The sequence below is a fragment of the Sphingobium sp. 22B genome (assembly GCF_001580035.1).
Classification (GTDB): Bacteria; Pseudomonadota; Alphaproteobacteria; order Sphingomonadales; family Sphingomonadaceae; genus Sphingobium; species Sphingobium fuliginis.
Window position 1 is genome coordinate 141,910 of sequence record NZ_LTAB01000003.1, and the last position, 16,201, is coordinate 158,110.

The window sequence follows — 16,201 nt, forward strand, 5'->3', positions numbered from 1 at the left end:
CGATGCTGGACGTGGGCGATGCCGTGCCGGAAGTGATGCTGAAGGATGCGGACGGGGTCGATTTCACCCTGGCGCGCTACAGGGGCAAGCCCCTGGTCGTCTATTTCTATCCCAAGGCGGACACGCCCGGCTGCACCAGCGAAGCCAAGGATTTCACCGCGCTCGCCGCCGATTTCGCGGCATTGGGCGTGCCGGTGGTCGGCATATCCAAGGACAAGCCCGCCAAGCTCAAGAAATTCGCCGAAAAATACGGGCTGACCGTCACGCTCGCCTCCGACGAGCCGGGCGAGATGTGCGAGGCTTTCGGCACCTGGGTCGAGAAGTCGCTTTACGGCCGCAAATATATGGGGATCGAGCGGGCGACCTTTTTGGTGGGGGCTGACGGGAAGATCCTGCGCGTCTGGCCCAAGGTGAAGGTCAAGGGCCATGCCGCCGAGGTGCTGGAGGCCGGACAAGGCCTTTGACGCTTCCTGTTTCCATCGACAGCGTCGGCGCGGCCTGCGCCCATGTGCTGCTGACCCCCGATCCGTTGGCCAAGCTGATGGCGGCCCGGGCGGTCGCAAGGAGCTGGCGGCTTGGGCGGCTGGCGCATCGCTTCGACGCCGCCATGCCGGATCGCCCGGCGCGCCCGGGAAAGCCCGAACTTTTGCCGCCCAACCAAATGCCCAAGCGCGGCAGGATCGGTTCGGAACGGGCGCGGATCGCGATGCTCCATGCGCTTGCCCATATCGAATTCGTGGCCATCGATCTCGCCTTCGACCTGATCGGGCGGTTCGGCGCGGAATTCCCGCCGGAATTCACCGGGGAATGGATGCGGGTGGGCGCCGACGAAGCCATGCATTTCGCGCTGCTTGACCGGCGTCTGCGGCGGTTGGGCAGCTTTTACGGCGCTTTGCCCGCGCATGACGGGCTATGGCAGGCCGCGAGCGAGACGGCGCACGATGCGCTCGCCCGCCTTGCCATCGTGCCGATGGTGCTGGAAGCGCGTGCGCTGGACATCACTCCGGCCACCATCGTCCGCTTCCGGGGAGCGGGCGATGAAATGTCGGCGCGCATGTTGCAGAGGATCATGACAGATGAGATTCGCCACGTCTCCGCCGGGACGACATGGTTCGGCCATGCGACGAAACGACTGGGCGTGAACCCCGCAAAACATTACCAAATCCTTGTGAAACGCCACTTTCGGGGTGCGTTGAAACCTCCGTTCAACGACTCGGCGCGCCGACAAGCCGGTTTAACGCGGGAATTTTACACGCCGCTTGCACAATAAGGCGGGACATGTCCTCTTTGTTCCAGCGGGTGGCGGCATCAGCCGCATTTTGGAAACGTGGGGATTAGGCCGAGAGGCGCAAAGCCTCCGGTCGAGAGTCGGGGTCGGCATGTTGGTTCTTCATTCTGATAATGCGCGCGCTGCGCGATGGTTCCGTTCTGCACTTAAAATCGCTGGAGCGATGGGTATGGCGGGAGCGCTCTGCGCCGCAGTCCCGGCTCAGGCCAAGGCAGACGAAGACGATCCCTATGGCGATGCGTCGGAAATCAACACCAGCACGCTCGGCCCGGCCGATGTCGGCTTCTCCAATCTCTTCTCCAGCCTTCAGCGGCTCGACGGGCAGGCCAAGTCGAGCAACTACATCCCCTCCGGGCGTCCGGTCGAGAAACTCTCCTTGACCTCCAATTTCGGTGTCCGCTCCGACCCGTTCAATGGCGGCGCCCGCATGCACAAGGGCATCGACATCCCCGGCCCGACCGGCACCAAGATCTACGCGACCGCCGACGGCATCGTCAGCCGCGCCGGCTGGGCCAGCGGTTACGGCAATCTGGTCCAGATTTCTCACGGCGGCGGCATGGAAACGCGCTACGGCCACATGTCGAAGCTGCTGGTCGCCGCCAACAGCTATGTCCATCGCGGCCAGTTGATCGGCCTGATGGGTTCGACCGGCCGTTCCACCGGCAGCCATCTGCATTATGAGGTGCGCGTCGACGGCCAGGCGATCAACCCGATCCCCTTCGTGGCCGGACCCGATTATCTGGTGGCGATGAACACCAAGCCGCCGATCGCCATGGGCGGCCCGACCAAGGCCCAGGAAAAGGCTGCGGACTGAGCCGAACTTTTTTCTCTTTCCCAAGGCCCGGCACGCGAAAGCTTGTCGGGCCTTTTGCTTGATCCTATTTAAACGTCATGACCGACATCGATCTTACGCCCTCTGCCGCTGCCCGCGTGGCCGCCATTGCCGCCAAGCAGGGAAAGCGCGCCATCTTGCGTCTGGCAGTGGAGGGCGGGGGCTGTTCCGGCTTCCAATATCGCTTCGGTCTGGCCGAGGCGGTGGAGCCCGACGATATCATGGTCGAGCGCGACGGCGTGACGCTGGTGGTGGATGACGTCAGCATCGATCTGGTGCGTGGTTCGGCGGTCGATTTCGTGTCCGATCTGGGGGGCAAGGCCTTCAAGGTGACGAACCCCAACGCCACCGCCGGCTGCGGTTGCGGCACCAGCTTCTCGGTCTGATAGCGCTCTCTCCCCGTTCGGGCTGAGCTTGTCGAAGCCCTTCATTTCCTTAAAAGGGCACGCGCCGGTTTGATGCGATTCAGGCCGACCGAAAGAAAGACAGGCCCTTATGCGCATCGCCACCTTCAACATCAACGGAATCAAGGCGCGCCTGCCGCGCTTGCTGGAGTGGCTGGACGAGACCCGCCCCGACATCGCCTGCCTTCAGGAAATCAAGACCTCCGACGACACTTTCCCGGTCAAGGACATCGAAGATGTCGGCTATGGCGCGATATGGCACGGGCAGAAGGGGTTCAACGGCGTCGCCATCCTTGCGCGCGGCGAGACACCGGTGGAGGTCCGCCGCGGCCTGGAAGGGGAGCCGGAGGACGAGCATAGCCGCTATCTGGAAGCCGATGTAAAGGGGCTGCGCGTCGCCAGCATCTACCTGCCCAACGGTAATCCGCAGCCGGGACCGAAATTTGATTACAAGCTGCGCTGGATGAAGCGTCTGCGCCTTCGCGCTGCGGAAATCTGGGCGGAGGAAGTGCCGGCGATCCTGGCGGGCGATTATAATGTGATTCCGCGTGACAGGGACGTTTATTCGGTCAAGGCGATGGCCGACGACGCGCTGATGCAGCCGGAAAGCCGTGCCGCCTATCGTCGCCTGCTGGGCGACGGCTGGACGGATGCCATCGCTTCCCGGCACCCGGCGGGCGGGATATGGACCTATTGGGATTATCAGATGAACGCTTGGCCACGCGACGCGGGGTTCCGGATCGATCATCTGCTGCTCAGTCCCGCCGCAGCCGACCGCCTGATCGACGCGCAGGTCGACAAGGATTTTCGTGGGCGGGAAAAGGCCAGCGATCATGCCCCTGTCTGGGCGGAACTGACCGAATAATTTTACCCGGACGTTATTGACTCTATTTTACCCGGATAATAAATGTTGTGCCGAAGGAGATTTCGGCATGACGCGCACTTTGACCGCCTTTGCGGGCGACCTCTGGATTGCGACGGGTGACGAGGAAGAGCTGCGGGCAACGCTTCATGCCATGGGGACGCAGGCGCAGTCTCTGCTGCTGTTCGACGACAGCACCGGGCGGCAGGTGGATATCGATCTGCGCGGTCCAGTGCAGGAGATTTCCCGCGGCCGGGGGCGGCCCCGGCTGGGCGTTCAGGCGCGTGAAGTGACTCTGCTCCCCCGGCATTGGGACTGGCTGGCGGCGCAGCCCGGCGGTGCTTCCGTGACGCTGCGGCGCTTGGTCGATGCGGCGCGCAAGGATGCGGACACAAAGCCATCGCCTCGCGCGGCGATGGACGCGGCTTATCATTTCCTGACGGTGATGGCGGGCGACCGGCCCGGTTATGAGGACGCCATCCGCGCGCTTTATGCAAGGGACAAGGCGGGGTTCGACCTTGCTGCTGCCGACTGGCCCAGCGCCATCCGGGATCATGGCGCGGCCCTTGCCCGGGGAGCATTCGACCAGAGCGCGCCGCGTTAAATCGGACGCTGGGCGTTCGTTCTAACTTTGCGTTGTCGCATCCTTTTCAGCAGACATCGGTTCCCACATCCCCACACAGCCTGCCAGCCTCAGCTTCTCGCCTTTTCCGCTACCTGAATTCCCGGCAGGGCCCCCGGATCGGCCATGTCCTGCCCGATCCACGCGCCGCCCTGTTTGAAATAGCCGATATGGTGGCCTCGCTGGAAACTGGCGCCGTCCCATACCACCACCTGCACTTCTATCTCGTCATGGCGGTGAACGTGCAGCCAGTTGAAGCTTTGCGGCTCGGCATTGCGCAGGCGGGTGGAGGTCGCCGTTCCCGCCTGGATCACCAGCGCGCCGCCCGAATGCGCCACCATCTTCTCCGCCGCCTCCGCATAGGTGCGATGGAAATGGCCGGCCAGCGCGATATGGATGCCTGCTTCCGCCGCCGCGCGTACGGCATCCTCATGCCTTCCCACAGCTTCGCTCAACTCGCCGCCCTTGCCGATCGGCATGGCGAAGAGCGGGTGATGGGTGACGAGGATGCGCGTCTTCTCCGGCGCGACCCGCGCGAATCTTTCGCGAAGCATGTCCATCTGGTCATGGTTGATCCGCCCATCCTTGATCGTCAGCGATCGCGCGGTGTTGAGCCCCAGTATCGCGACCGCATCATCCTCGTAAAAAGGGCACAGATCATTGCTGATATAATGTTTGTAGCGGCGCAGCGGCGCCCCGAAGCGGCGCGCCAGATCGTAGAGCGGAATGTCATGATTGCCGGGAATCACCAGCAGCTTCATGCCCGCCGACCGCAGCCGGTTGAGCCAGGCGGCGGCCTGCCGGAACTGTTCGCGCCTCGCGCGCTGGGTGAAATCGCCGCTGATGACCACCAGGTCCGGCTGATGCTGTTGCAGCCAGGCCTCGGTGGCGGCGACGATGCGGGGATCATGGGCGCCGAAATGAATATCCGACAGATGAGCGATGCGGGCCATGAACCATGAACGGGCAAGGCCTTTTATGGTTTCGGACCTTGGAGCGCAGTTGCGTGTTGTCGAGGCATGGAAACGACATCCCCGCCCGTCAGGAACCTGCCGCATGAGGCGGCGCTGATCGTCAATGTGCATTCCCGCCGGGGAGAAGCCCTGTTCAAGGATGCCAAGGCCAGGCTGGAGGAAGCGGGCCTGCGCCTGATCGCAGCCCATGCGGTGAAGGAGCCGGAGCGATTGCAGGAAACGGTGCGCAGGGCCATCGCGGACGGCGCGCCGATGGTGATCGTCGGCGGCGGCGATGGATCGCTGTCCGGCACCGTGGATGAGCTGGTGGGCAAGGACTGCGTCTTCGGCGTGCTGCCGCTGGGCACCGCGAACAGTTTTGCGCGGACGCTGGGCATTCCGCTCGATCTGGAAGGGGCGGTGGCGGTCATATCCGGCGGCCGGCGGCGGCGAATCGACTTGGGCATGATCGACCGGGACTATTTCGTGAATGCGGCCTCGCTGGGGTTGTCCCCCCGGATCGGGGAGACGGTGCCGCACAAGTTGAAGCGTTATCTGGGACGGATCGGCTATCTGCTCTGGGCGGTCAAATGCTCCATAGGCTTTCGCGCCTTCCGGTTGATGCTGGACGATGGGATCAGGCAGCGCAGCATGTGGGCGACGGAAGTGCGCATCCTCAACGGCCCCTATCATGGCGGGGTGGAACTGTCCGATCAGGCCGATGTGGACACAGGGGAGATCGTGATCCAGGCGGTGGTGGGGCGCAGCCACGCCCGGCTGGCCTGGGACTGGTACGCCAAATTCTTCAAGCTGCGCGACCGGGACGCGCAGACGGAGGAGTTTCGCGGCAAGGCGTTCCGGATCGAAACGGCGCCGCCGCAGAGCATTTCCATCGACGGCGAAGTGCTGGCGAAGACGCCGGCCATGGTGAAGATCGCGGCCGGTGCGGTGGATGTGGCGGTGCCTTAACCATTCTCCTTGGGCGGGCTTTCAGGCTGAATTCAGCATGGGCGCCAAAGCAGAAGCGTGCTTCTGCTCGCGTCCCTTCATCCCCTCCAACGGGGAGCCTATGGGATGCAGACAGCGCCTAAAGGGGCTTTTCGTACACCTGATAGACCTTGTTCACCTTGCTCTCAATGGCGTCGGCAATGGCGTTCATGCCCTGATTGTCGTCCAGCACCCAGCCGATCTCGCCGCGCGTCGCGCCGTAATGCGCGGTCGCGTTGCGGCGGATATATTCGATCATCATGAAGGCAAGCTGGCTAGCCATGCGGGAAGATTGCAACCGCTGCACCACGCCCATCAGCGGCACGCGCATGGTCCGCACCTTCGGCTTCCTCAGCCACCAGAGCAGTTTCGCCCAGCCGAAGGGAAAGAGCGAGCCGTTGAGCGGCGCTATCGCTTCGTTGAGATCGGGCAGCGTCATCATGAAGGCGACCGGCTCACCCTCCAGCTCCGCGATCATGATGAGGTCGTTGAACACAATGGGCTTCAACTGCTTGCCGAAATGGGCGACCTCCTCGTCGGTGATCGGCACAAAGCCCCAATTATTGCCCCAGGCGTCGTTCAGGATGCTGAGGATGATCGCCGCTTCGCTGTCGAATTTCGACTTGTCGACCTTGCGGATGCGGATGCGTTCGTTCTTCTCGCCCGACTGGACGATGCGCTGGATCAGCGGCGGGAATGGCCGGGTGATGTCCAGTTCATAGGTTTTGAGCTGCTTGACCGGCCGATAGCCCGCGTCCTCCACCATGGCGCGATATTCCGGCTTCGCATGGCCCATCATCACCGTCGGCCTGTGGTCGAAGCCTTCGATCAGCAGCCCCGGCTCCTCCCAGATCGACAGTGAGATCGGCCCCAGCACGCGGGTCATGCCCTTGGCCCGCAGCCACCCCTCCGCCGTCGCGATCAGGGCTGCGCCGGTTTCGGCATCCTCCGCCTCGAACAGACCGAAATTGCCGGTGCCCGGCCCCATGCCCTGCTGGGCGGGCTGGGCCAGCGCCAGATGATCGAGATGCGCCGACACCCGTCCCACGACCCTGTCGCCGCGGCGGGCCAGGAAATATTGCGCCTCGGCATGGCCGAAAAAGGGGTTCTTGCCCGGCGTGATCAGGCTGTAGACCTCATCCTTCAGCGGCGGCACCCAGTTGGGATCGCCCGCATAGAGCCGCCAGGGCAGATCGACGAAAGCCTTGCGGTCGGCCTTGGAAGTTACGGGGGTAATCACCAGTTCTTGATTGGCCACGGCGCAGGACGCTTTCGCTGGAGAGGTTTGGGCAGAGCAGTTCGGCGCTTGTTCCGGGAATGTCAATCGGGACATGAGCGGATGGGATCATCATGACCAAATCGTCATGTTGCTGCCCCAATTGCAGCGCATTTACCCTTTAGGAACCACGGCATGACTGTGCACGATCCCCTTATTGCAGCCGCGTCGCGGACGAAAAGCGCGATCCCCGACGATGCGGCGATGCTGCGCGCGGCGGCCGACCTGACCCGCGAACTGTCGACGGCCCGGCCCGCCATCTATTGGCCCGACATGCTGGCATCGGCTCTTGTCGGCTATGCCGCGCTGGCCGGGGCGATCCTGACCGGCGATGCCGCTCTCATGCTGGCGTTCGGCCTGGCGGCGATGCTGGCGCTTTATCGCGCGGCCAGTTTCATCCATGAGCTGACCCACATCCGCAAGGGCGCGCTGCCGGGTTTCCGCCTTGGCTGGAACCTGATCGTCGGCATCCCCCTGATGATCCCGTCATTCATGTATGAAGAGGTGCATACGCAGCATCATGCCCGCACCCGCTATGGCACGGCGAATGATCCGGAATATCTGCCGCTGGCGCTGATGAAGCCATGGTCGCTGCCGCTGTTCATCCTGGTGGCGGCGCTGGCGCCGTTGGGCCTCATCCTGCGTTTCGCCGTGCTGACGCCGCTCAGCCTGATGGTCCCGCCGCTGCGGCGAAAGGTGGTGGCGGAATTTTCCGCGCTCTCGATCAACCCCGCCTATCGCCGCCGCGCGCCGGAGGGAGACTTTGCCCGCCAGTGGATGTGGCAGGAGGCGGGCGCGTGTCTTTTCGCGCTGGCGCTGGTCGGCAGCATCTTCGCCTTCGGATGGAAGCCGCTACTCACCTATATGGCGGTGCATTCCGGCATGACCGTCATCAACCAGCTCCGCACGCTGGTCGCGCATCTGTGGGAAAATGAGGGCGAGGCGATGACCGTCACCGCGCAATATCTGGACTCGGTGAACGTGCCGCCGCCGTCGCCCTTCGCCGCGATCTGGGCGCCGGTGGGGCTGCGCTACCATGCGCTGCATCATCTGCTGCCGAGCGTGCCCTATCACGCGCTGGGGGAGGCCCATAAGCGGTTGGTGGCGACGCTGGCGAGCGATTCGCCCTATCACAAGGGCAACTATCCCGGAATGTGGCCGCTGGTGGGGAAGATCGCGCGCTCGACGATGGGGAAGCGTTAACTCCACCGCCCCCGCTGGAGGATTATTCCTCCGTCCGGAACAGCACCGTCTCGCCCACCAGCAGGAACAGCAGAAACGGCGCCCAGGCCGCCAGAAAGGGCGGATAGGCCCCGAGGTTCCCCATGGCGAGCGAGAAATTGTCCGCCACGAAATAGGCGAAGCCGAGCGCCATCCCCATCACCGCGCGCACGAACAACTGTCCCGATCGAGCCAGCCCGAAAGCGGCCACCGAACCCAGAATCGGCATCAGCAGCGCCGACAAAGGTCCCGACAGCTTGTGCCAGAGGCTGCCCTCCAGCTCCGCCGTCGGCCGCCCCGCATCATGCAGGTCGCTGATCGCCGCCTGCAACTGGCCGAAGGTCAGCGCATCCGGGTCGACCTTCGCCAAGGTGAACTGATCGGGCCGTATGTCGTGGCCAAAGCGCACCGTGCCGATCTGCCGCTCCGTCCCACGCGCGACGTCGAACTGCCGCGCGTCCTCCAGCACCCAGCTTCTGGCCGAAGCGTCATAATGGCCCCTGGGCGCCTGGACGATGGTGGTCAGCGTGTTGTTGATCCGGTTGAATATCTCCACCTTGCGGAGCTGGACCGCCGTGCCCCGTCCGGCGACGATGGCGGCCGTCACCAGATTATTGCCGTCGCGCACCCATGGGCTGGTCTTGACCCCGCTGTCGGGGGGCAGGGGGCCATAGTCGACGGCCTGCCAGGCGGAAAGGCGGGCGGTGGACCGCGCCACGATCCGCTCGTTGAAGGCATAGCTGATGAGCGCCACGCCCAGCGCTGCGGCCAGCAGCGGCGCCAATATCTGGTGCGCCGACAGCCCCGCCGCCTTCATCGAGATGATCTCGCTGTTCTGGTTGAGGCTGGCGAGCATGATCAGCGTGCCGAGCAGCACCGAAAAGGGCAGGAAGCGGGCGACGATCTGCGGCGCCCGCAGCGCCACATAATGCCATAATTGCGCATCGCCATTGCCGGCATAGGCAAGGATGTCGCCCGATTCGCCCAGCAGGTCGAGCGTCTGGAGCACCGCAACCAGCATCGCCAGCACCGCGAAGGTCCGGGTCAGGAACAGCCGCGCCATGTACCAGCTAAGCTGGCGCGATGGAAAGAAGTTGAGCTGATGCATGGGTCAGGCGGCTCCTTCCGCCGGGGTTTCCGCCCTTGGCCGCCGCCGGACGAGGCCGATAAGCCGCAGGAACTGCTTGGCGATCTTGGCGAAGGCATATTCCAGCGCGGCGATCGGCTGGCCGCCGGGCCGGTGCGCGATCACATGGTACATCCACAGGATCAGGCCCGCGAACAGCAGGAACGGTCCCCACAGCGCGATGATCGGGTCGATCCTGCCCAGCGATCCCACGCCCTGACCATATTCGTTGACCTTGTGATAGGTCACGATGAACACGATGGAGAGGAACACGCCGAGCGCCGATGTGGACCGTTTCGGCGGAATCGCGAAGGCGAGCGCGGCCAGCGGCAGCAGCAGCATCATCGCCACCTCCACCATGCGGAAATGGAAATTGGCGCGGATCTCGTTGCGCAGCTTGTCGGGCGTCCCCGGATCATGGCCGATCACCACCAGTTCGGGGATGGTCTTTTCCCGGTCGACGTCGCGGCCGCGGAATTTCTCGATCTGCGGCAGGTCGATGGGCAGGTCGTGGCTGGAGAAGGACAGGATTCGCGGCGACTTGTATTTGGGCGCGTCGTTCACCAGCACGCCATCGCGCAGGCGGAAGATGATGGTGTCGGGATCGTCGGTGGCGAGGAAACTGCCCTGCGCCGCCGTCACCGCCACGGTTTGGCCGTCCTTGCCGACGGCGCGCACGAAAATCCCTTGCAGGTTGCGGCCCTCGTCCAGGCTGCGTTCGATCCGCAGGGTCATGCGCTTGCCCAGATTGGTGAATTCGCCCACCTTGATCGACGCCCCCAGCGCGCCCGACCGCAGTTCGAAGCGCAGCGCCTCATAGGCATGGCGGGACAGCGGCTGGACGAAGCCGACAATGCCGAAATTCAGCAGCGCCAGCGCGATCGCAAACAGATAGGGCACGCGCAGCAGCCGGCCATAGGACAGGCCGACGGCCCGCATCACGTCCAGTTCCGACGACAGGGCCAGCTTCCGGAAGGCGAGCAGGATGCCCAGCATCAGGCCGATGGGAATGCCCAGCGACAGATATTCGGGCATCATGTTCGCCAGCATCCGCCACACGACGCTGACCGGCCCGCCCTCCGCCGCGACGAAGTCGAACAGGCTCAGCATCTTGTCGAGCACCAGCAGCATGGCCGAGATCACCAGCGTCCCCAGCATGGGCAGGGCGATCAGGCGGGCGAGGTATCTGTCGGTGGCGGTCAGCATTTCTCTATGTGGTCGTCCCATCACCATGATTTGGCCGCAAACCCCCCCCATATGCGAGTCAGGTAAGTTGCGGGGCGAACAGGGGCTCGCCGTCCGGTGTCACTGGGCGGCTATAGCTTCACGGAGTTGGATGGTCATGTTCAAAGTTGCAGTGGGTCTGATGTCGGTAGGGGCATTGTTCGCCGCCGCCCCGGCCATCGCCCATGGTATGGAGATCGGCAACGACCTGGAACGCTGCTCCACGGACGCCAAGGGCCCGGCGGTTCTGGTCGACGTGCGCGGCTTCGCTGCCTCGACCGGCAAGGTGCGCGTGCAATCCTATCCCGCGACGAAGGCGGCCTGGCTCGCCAAGGGCGAATGGCTGGGCCGTATCGACGTTCCGGTGAAGGCCAGCAACGGCGCAATGCGTTTCTGCATGCCTGTGCCGCAACCCGGCAAATATGGCATCGCCGTGCGCCACGACCGCGACGGCAACGGCAAGACGGACATTTCGCGGGACGGCGGCGGATTTTCGAACAATCCGTCGATCAGCATCTTCAACCTGGGCAAGCCGGGGGTCGAAAAGGCCGCCTTCTATGCAGGGCCGGGCGTGACGAAGATCACCATCAACCTCAAATATATGTGATCCCCGACCATGGTCCGCGTCGCCCTTTTGTCCAACCCCAAATCCACGGGCAACCGGCAGACGCTTCCGCGCGTGCGCAGCTATTGCGCCAGCAATCCAGACATCTTCCATTATGAGGTGGAGCATGTCGACCAGATCGGCCGGGCGCTACAGACCATCGCCCGCGTCGATCCCGTCGTCATCGTCATCAACGGCGGGGACGGCACGGTGCAGGCGGCGTTGACGGAACTGTATCAGGGCGAGCATTTCAAGGGCCGCGTGCCGCCCATCGCGGTGCTGCCCAACGGCAAGACCAATCTGATCGCGCTGGACCTCGGCATCCATGGCGATCCGATCAAGGCGCTGGAGCGGATCGTGCAGATCGCCAAGGCGGGCGTCGACGACCATGTGGTGGCGCGCGAGCTGATCGCCCTGTCGGACGGGCAGGCGGAAAGCCGGCCGGTGCTGGGCATGTTCCTGGGCGGAGCGGGGCTGGCCGACTACATGCTCTATTGCCGCAACCAGATCTATCCGCTGGGCCTGTCCAACGGCCTCAGCCATTTCCTGACCGTGATCGCGGTGCTGGTGTCGCTGATCTTCGGCATCCGTGCCCGATTCCTGCCGCAATCCAGCCGCCCGGTGCGGATTTCCCTGATCCGCGACGGGCAATTGGCGGGGCGTTTCGCCGTGCTGATCGTGACGACATTGGAACGATTGCTGCTTGGCGTGCAGCCGGGGGACAGCCGGCGCGGCAATATGAAGCTGATGGCGGTGGACCAGAGCCTGTCCGCCCTGCTGCGCCTGTTCTGGGCAAGCATCACCAGACGGGTCGGCAAATCGCAGATGCAGGGCATCCATCTGGAACAGGGCGATGTCATCCGCATCGAGGGCGACCATAGCAGCGTCATTCTGGACGGCGAACTGTTCGAGGCGTCGGAAGGCAAGCCCATCGTCCTGCGCTCGACAGAGCCGGTGCCTTTCTTGAGATTGGCGGCCTAGAAGCGGCATGAAGGCTGGTTGAGCATCATGGCGCGTTGGGAAGGATTTCACGCCGAAATTGAAGGGCGCGCCTCAAAGTTTTCCTTTTCTTCCCGAAAGCAGCGATTGCCAAACGCCTGTCGTCCGCCTATTGAGCGCACAGCATCAAGAGTTGGGACGACGCCCAACGCCAACCTGCCGATCCGGGCAAGGTGGCACTCCGTGAAGGAGGATGTGGCCGATCCGGCAACCAAGCGGACCCAAGCCACATCATGAAGCGTCGCTCCGGAACAAGGAATGACGTGAAGTGCCGATCAAGATAGCCGACGACCTGCCCGCCCGCCGCACATTGGAGGCCGAGGGCGTGGTCGTCATGCGTGAAGCCGACGCCGTCCGGCAGGACATTCGCCCGCTTCGCATCGCGCTGCTCAACCTCATGCCCGACAAGATCAGCACGGAGACGCAGCTTGTCCGGCTGCTCGGCGCGACGCCGTTGCAGGTCGAACTGACGCTGGTGCGGATCAGCGACCATGTGTCGCGCAACACCTCCGCCGACCATATGGCATCCTTCTACCGCCCATGGAGCGACGTCCGGGACGAGCGGTTCGACGGCTTCATCATCACCGGAGCGCCCGTGGAGCAGCTCCCTTTCGAAGCGGTGAGCTATTGGGACGAATTGCGCGCCATATTCGACTGGACGCAGACCCATGTGCATCGCTCGCTCAGCATCTGCTGGGCGGCGCAGGCGGCGCTGCATCACTTCCATGGCGTGGAGAAACATGGGCTGGAGCGGAAGGCGTTCGGTGTGTTCCGTCATCATGTTCATGTGCCGTCATCGCCCTGGATGCGGGGTTTTTCGGACGATTTCCGCGTTCCCGTGTCGCGCTGGTCGGAGGTGCGGCGGGAGGATATTCCGGAGGGGCGGGGATTGCAGATATTGGCCGAGAGCGACGAATCGGGGCTTTGCCTGATCGGCGATCCGGGGCGCGGCTTCCTGCACATGTTCAACCATCTCGAATATGACACGATGACGCTGGCGGAGGAATATGCGCGCGATGGGGCAAGGCAGTTGCCCGCCCATTATTTCCCTGACGACGATCCCACGCAGGCGCCGCAAAATCACTGGCGCAGCCACGCGCATCTGCTGTTCGGCAACTGGATCGACGAAATGTACCAGACCGTGCCCTTCGATCTGAATGCTGTCGGGCAGACGCCGGTGTTGTCGGCGGCTTAAGGCGCTCTTCGCGCGAATGGAGCCCGGAGAGGGCAGACCGATACCGCGAGCACGCTGAACGCTCCACATGCGAGAGCGCGCTGCGTTGCATCGGGCGCGGGCCCCGCTCTCCAAGTTTCCGTAGGTTCAGGACAGGCTTTTCTGCACGCTACTCTAGGGTGTGTGGGGATTCAGTTCAGGGTGGAGCGAAAATGGTGGATTTCGAGAACCGGCGCGGAGCGTACTCAAAGTACGTGAGCACTGGAAGCGCAGAAAGCCGCCATTTGCAGCCCGCCATGGGCTGAATCCCCATACACCCTAGCGGAGAACGTCCTTTTCAATCAGGTTGCGGGCATAGCGCCATTGGAAGAGGGCGATGATCAGGATTATGGCCGGAAAGATCGCGGCCGTGGGGCCCTTCACCGCCAGCAGGTCGGTGTGGATGAAGCTGTAGGCGAACTGCACGACCACGGCGAGGATCGAGAGCAGGAACAAGGGCGCGGCGGCGGCTTTGCGGAGCAGCAGCAGGATCGCGCCCAGCGTGCCCGCGCCGACCGCGACCGCATAAGCGGCCCAGGCCCAGCCGGGCATGGAGGCGAAGATCCTGGCGCTATAGGGATCGGTCTTCGCCAGTTGCCCGAGGTCCGCGCCATATTGCATGATGAAGGCGGCTACCCCCATCAGGTTCCAGAGCAGCAACAGGATTCCAATGGCTCGAAAGGATCTTGGCGCTGTCATGGCGGTTCCCCCTATATCGGCGGTCTCCCTGTCGGGACCGCCGGGATGGATCATAGCGGCTGACGGGATTTTGCGAAAGGAGATGCCGGATTTTGGCGGGTGAGTCCTTGGCGGCGCCGATCGTCGTGACGGCTTTGATGGGCGCGGCGGATTTCGCCTGGGCGGACGGTTTGCGCCGCGCGCATTTCCCGGCGGAGCGCAATCTGGTGCCGGCGCATATCACGCTGTTCCATCATCTGCCGCCCTCCGCCCTGGCGGAAGTGGCGCTGCGGCTGAAGCGGCTCTGCGCGGGTCCGCCGCCGGGCGCGAGGCTGGCGGAGGTCATGCTGCTGGGGCGGGGGGTCGCCTATAAGGTGGAAAGTCCGGAGCTGATGGCGATGCGGGAGGAACTGGCGGAAGCCTTCGCAGGATTGTTGTCGTCGCAGGATCGGGGGCGGCCGCGCTTCCACGTCACGGTGCAGAACAAGGCCGAACCGGCTGAGGCAAAGGCGCTGGCCACCGAATTGCGGCGGGGCTTCCACCCAAGGCCGCTTGCCATCGTCGGCCTTGCTGCCTGGCATTATCGCGGCGGACCCTGGGAATTGGCGATGAAGGCCAGCTTTCGGGGCTGACCTTCATCCTTCCGGTCAGGCGAGGCCGACTTCCTTGAGCGGCACGTTGGCATCGGCAAGCTGCGCCTGGTCCAGCACCGCGCCCGAAATGACATGGGCGCGGCCCTGCACATAATCCTTGACCGCATTGACGCAGTCGAGCGCTATCAGCTTGCCGCCCTTCAGATACAGGACGGAGAAGCTGCGGGTCGCCGGATCGCCGCGCAGGATCGTCTGGTCGTGCCCGATCGACAGGCCCACGGTCTGGAGCTTCAGATCATATTGGTTCGACCAGAACCAGGGCACGGCGTGATAGGGTTCTTCCTTGCCCATGATGTGGCTGACCGCCGTCTTCGCCTGATCATTGGCGTTCTGAACCGATTCGAGCCGGATTTGCGCGCCGCGTGCAAAGCCGTTGGCATGGGCGGCGCAATCGCCCACCGCATAGATGTCGGGCAGGCTGGTGCGGCAATATTCGTCCACGTCCACCCCATTCCCCCCGACCGCGCCCGCCGCGATCAGCGGGCCCGTTTCGGGGACGATGCCGATGCCGACGATCACCATGTCGGTTTCGATCCGCTCGCCATCCTCCATCAGCACGGCGGTCGCCCGAGGAGCATCCTCTGCGTCGGTGACTTCGATGCAGTCCATCCGCGCCCCGGTGCGCAGGTCGACGCCATGGGCGCGATGCTCCGCCTCGTAGAAGCGCGACAATTCCTCTCCCGCCACGCGAGCCAGCACGCGGTCCAGTGCTTCGAGCAGCACCACCTTCTTGCCGAACTTGCTGAGCACGGCCGCCGCTTCCAGCCCGATATAGCCGCCGCCGATCACGGTCACATGATCGATCCGGTCGAGCTTCGCCATCATCGCGTCGACATCGTCGCGGCGGCGCACGGCATGGACATTGGGCGCGTCGGCCCCGTTGCAGGTCAGCATGCGCGGGGAGCCGCCGGTGCACCAGATCAGCTTGCCATAACCGATTTCGCGGTCGCCCGCGGTCACGAACTTGCCCGCCGGATCGACAGCCTTCACGCGCAGGCCGAGCAGCATGTCGATCTTGCGTTCTTCCCAGAAGCTGGCCGGGCGGATCAGGATGCGGTCGAAGCTCTTGTCGCCGGCGAAATATTCCTTGGAGAGGGGCGGACGCTCATAGGGCGGGTCCTTTTCATCGCCTATCATCGCGATGGACCCTTCGAAGCCGAGCTGGCGCAGCGAAATGCCCGCCTGCGCCCCGGCATGGCCGGCACCTACGATCAGAACGTCATAATAGCTCATCGACGCGCTATCCCCTCATTTTCCTG

Annotated in this window: 18 protein-coding genes and 1 riboswitch; of the genes, 12 read left to right on the plus strand and 6 right to left on the minus strand. The window is 64.0% G+C overall.

What is annotated here, in order from left to right; all coding sequences use genetic code 11:
• Positions 1-2 precede the first annotated feature (2 nt).
• The 6 genes from bcp to A0J57_RS05195 all read left to right on the plus strand — a co-directional run bounded on the left by bcp (position 3) and on the right by A0J57_RS05195 (position 3,990).
• Positions 3-464 (plus strand): thioredoxin-dependent thiol peroxidase, encoded by a 462-nt coding sequence (gene bcp / locus A0J57_RS05170; protein ID WP_061937385.1) that lies wholly within the window; start codon positions 3-5, stop codon positions 462-464.
• On the plus strand, positions 461-1,270 hold the full coding sequence (locus tag A0J57_RS05175; RefSeq protein WP_061937382.1) for a ferritin-like domain-containing protein: 810 nt from the start codon (positions 461-463) through the stop codon (positions 1,268-1,270). The genes bcp and A0J57_RS05175 overlap by 4 nt, the downstream gene beginning before the upstream one ends.
• 109 nt (positions 1,271-1,379) lie before the next feature.
• Positions 1,380-2,102, plus strand: coding sequence for a peptidoglycan DD-metalloendopeptidase family protein (locus A0J57_RS05180; protein WP_025549735.1), 723 nt, complete (start codon positions 1,380-1,382; stop codon positions 2,100-2,102).
• A gap of 77 nt (positions 2,103-2,179) precedes the next feature.
• Positions 2,180-2,506: an iron-sulfur cluster insertion protein ErpA gene (gene erpA, locus A0J57_RS05185; RefSeq protein WP_061937379.1), complete on the plus strand. Its 327-nt coding sequence runs from the start codon at positions 2,180-2,182 to the stop codon at positions 2,504-2,506.
• A 109-nt stretch (positions 2,507-2,615) separates the two neighbouring features.
• Positions 2,616-3,389, plus strand: coding sequence for an exodeoxyribonuclease III (gene xth, locus A0J57_RS05190; protein ID WP_044660035.1), 774 nt, complete (start codon positions 2,616-2,618; stop codon positions 3,387-3,389).
• Positions 3,390-3,456: 67 nt separating this feature from the next.
• The gene (locus A0J57_RS05195) at positions 3,457-3,990 is read left to right on the plus strand and encodes a DUF2239 family protein (RefSeq protein WP_061937376.1); all 534 of its coding nucleotides are present in this window, start codon (positions 3,457-3,459) and stop codon (positions 3,988-3,990) included.
• An 89-nt stretch (positions 3,991-4,079) separates the two neighbouring features.
• On the opposite strand, the gene A0J57_RS05200 is transcribed toward A0J57_RS05195, so the two are convergent.
• Complete coding sequence (locus A0J57_RS05200; RefSeq protein WP_061937373.1) at positions 4,080-4,961, minus strand: metallophosphoesterase; 882 nt, start codon at positions 4,959-4,961, stop codon at positions 4,080-4,082.
• Positions 4,962-5,027: 66 nt separating this feature from the next.
• Between A0J57_RS05200 and A0J57_RS05205 the strand changes: the two genes are divergently transcribed.
• Positions 5,028-5,930 (plus strand): diacylglycerol kinase family protein, encoded by a 903-nt coding sequence (locus tag A0J57_RS05205; RefSeq protein WP_025549739.1) that lies wholly within the window; start codon positions 5,028-5,030, stop codon positions 5,928-5,930.
• Positions 5,931-6,048: 118 nt separating this feature from the next.
• Here the strand turns inward: A0J57_RS05205 and A0J57_RS05210 are convergent, their stop codons facing one another.
• Entirely contained in the window at positions 6,049-7,206 is a 1,158-nt protein-coding gene (locus A0J57_RS05210; RefSeq protein WP_061937370.1) for a hypothetical protein, read from the minus strand.
• 153 nt (positions 7,207-7,359) lie between these two features.
• Between A0J57_RS05210 and A0J57_RS05215 the strand changes: the two genes are divergently transcribed.
• A complete protein-coding gene (locus A0J57_RS05215; RefSeq protein ID WP_061937366.1) occupies positions 7,360-8,427 on the plus strand; it encodes a fatty acid desaturase in 1,068 nt (355 codons plus the stop codon).
• Positions 8,428-8,449: 22 nt separating this feature from the next.
• Here the strand turns inward: A0J57_RS05215 and lptG are convergent, their stop codons facing one another.
• Both lptG and lptF read right to left on the minus strand, forming a co-directional pair.
• The gene (lptG, locus tag A0J57_RS05220) at positions 8,450-9,553 is read right to left on the minus strand and encodes an LPS export ABC transporter permease LptG (RefSeq protein WP_025549741.1); all 1,104 of its coding nucleotides are present in this window, start codon (positions 9,551-9,553) and stop codon (positions 8,450-8,452) included.
• Between the two features lie 3 nt (positions 9,554-9,556).
• Complete coding sequence (lptF, locus tag A0J57_RS05225) at positions 9,557-10,777, minus strand: LPS export ABC transporter permease LptF (protein ID WP_044660030.1); 1,221 nt, start codon at positions 10,775-10,777, stop codon at positions 9,557-9,559.
• Positions 10,778-10,907: 130 nt separating this feature from the next.
• On the opposite strand from lptF, the gene A0J57_RS05230 reads away from it, so the two are divergent.
• The 3 genes from A0J57_RS05230 to metA all read left to right on the plus strand — a co-directional run bounded on the left by A0J57_RS05230 (position 10,908) and on the right by metA (position 13,593).
• On the plus strand, positions 10,908-11,402 hold the full coding sequence (locus A0J57_RS05230; protein ID WP_025549743.1) for a DUF2141 domain-containing protein: 495 nt from the start codon (positions 10,908-10,910) through the stop codon (positions 11,400-11,402).
• A 9-nt stretch (positions 11,403-11,411) separates the two neighbouring features.
• A complete protein-coding gene (locus tag A0J57_RS05235; RefSeq protein WP_025549744.1) occupies positions 11,412-12,380 on the plus strand; it encodes a diacylglycerol kinase family protein in 969 nt (322 codons plus the stop codon).
• A 136-nt stretch (positions 12,381-12,516) separates the two neighbouring features.
• Positions 12,517-12,623: riboswitch (SAM-I-IV-variant riboswitch) on the plus strand.
• A 43-nt stretch (positions 12,624-12,666) separates the two neighbouring features.
• Positions 12,667-13,593: a homoserine O-succinyltransferase gene (gene metA, locus A0J57_RS05240; protein WP_062017043.1), complete on the plus strand. Its 927-nt coding sequence runs from the start codon at positions 12,667-12,669 to the stop codon at positions 13,591-13,593.
• A gap of 297 nt (positions 13,594-13,890) precedes the next feature.
• On the opposite strand, the gene A0J57_RS05245 is transcribed toward metA, so the two are convergent.
• Positions 13,891-14,310 carry a hypothetical protein gene (locus A0J57_RS05245; RefSeq protein ID WP_061937408.1) on the minus strand — a complete coding sequence of 140 codons (420 nt, stop codon included), beginning with the start codon at positions 14,308-14,310 and terminating at the stop codon, positions 13,891-13,893.
• 107 nt (positions 14,311-14,417) lie between these two features.
• Here A0J57_RS05245 and A0J57_RS05250 point away from each other — a divergent pair, with 107 nt between their 5' ends.
• Positions 14,418-14,921 (plus strand): 2'-5' RNA ligase family protein, encoded by a 504-nt coding sequence (locus A0J57_RS05250; protein WP_061937360.1) that lies wholly within the window; start codon positions 14,418-14,420, stop codon positions 14,919-14,921.
• Positions 14,922-14,936: 15 nt separating this feature from the next.
• Here A0J57_RS05250 and A0J57_RS05255 read toward each other — a convergent pair whose 3' ends face one another.
• Positions 14,937-16,175: an NAD(P)/FAD-dependent oxidoreductase gene (locus A0J57_RS05255; protein WP_061937357.1), complete on the minus strand. Its 1,239-nt coding sequence runs from the start codon at positions 16,173-16,175 to the stop codon at positions 14,937-14,939.
• Positions 16,176-16,201 lie beyond the last annotated feature (26 nt).

Coding starts and splice junctions, on each gene's coding strand:
- A0J57_RS05195 (WP_061937376.1), top strand. CDS start 3,457: ATGACGCGCACTTTGACCGCCTTTGCGGGCGACCTCTGGATTGCGACG.
- A0J57_RS05215 (WP_061937366.1), top strand. CDS start 7,360: ATGACTGTGCACGATCCCCTTATTGCAGCCGCGTCGCGGACGAAAAGC.
- lptF (WP_044660030.1), bottom strand. CDS start 10,777: ATGCTGACCGCCACCGACAGATACCTCGCCCGCCTGATCGCCCTGCCC.
- erpA (WP_061937379.1), top strand. CDS start 2,180: ATGACCGACATCGATCTTACGCCCTCTGCCGCTGCCCGCGTGGCCGCC.
- lptG (WP_025549741.1), bottom strand. CDS start 9,553: ATGCATCAGCTCAACTTCTTTCCATCGCGCCAGCTTAGCTGGTACATG.
- A0J57_RS05180 (WP_025549735.1), top strand. CDS start 1,380: ATGTTGGTTCTTCATTCTGATAATGCGCGCGCTGCGCGATGGTTCCGT.
- xth (WP_044660035.1), top strand. CDS start 2,616: ATGCGCATCGCCACCTTCAACATCAACGGAATCAAGGCGCGCCTGCCG.
- A0J57_RS05255 (WP_061937357.1), bottom strand. CDS start 16,175: ATGAGCTATTATGACGTTCTGATCGTAGGTGCCGGCCATGCCGGGGCG.
- A0J57_RS05245 (WP_061937408.1), bottom strand. CDS start 14,310: ATGACAGCGCCAAGATCCTTTCGAGCCATTGGAATCCTGTTGCTGCTC.
- A0J57_RS05205 (WP_025549739.1), top strand. CDS start 5,028: ATGGAAACGACATCCCCGCCCGTCAGGAACCTGCCGCATGAGGCGGCG.
- A0J57_RS05200 (WP_061937373.1), bottom strand. CDS start 4,961: ATGGCCCGCATCGCTCATCTGTCGGATATTCATTTCGGCGCCCATGAT.
- A0J57_RS05235 (WP_025549744.1), top strand. CDS start 11,412: ATGGTCCGCGTCGCCCTTTTGTCCAACCCCAAATCCACGGGCAACCGG.
- A0J57_RS05230 (WP_025549743.1), top strand. CDS start 10,908: ATGGTCATGTTCAAAGTTGCAGTGGGTCTGATGTCGGTAGGGGCATTG.
- bcp (WP_061937385.1), top strand. CDS start 3: ATGCTGGACGTGGGCGATGCCGTGCCGGAAGTGATGCTGAAGGATGCG.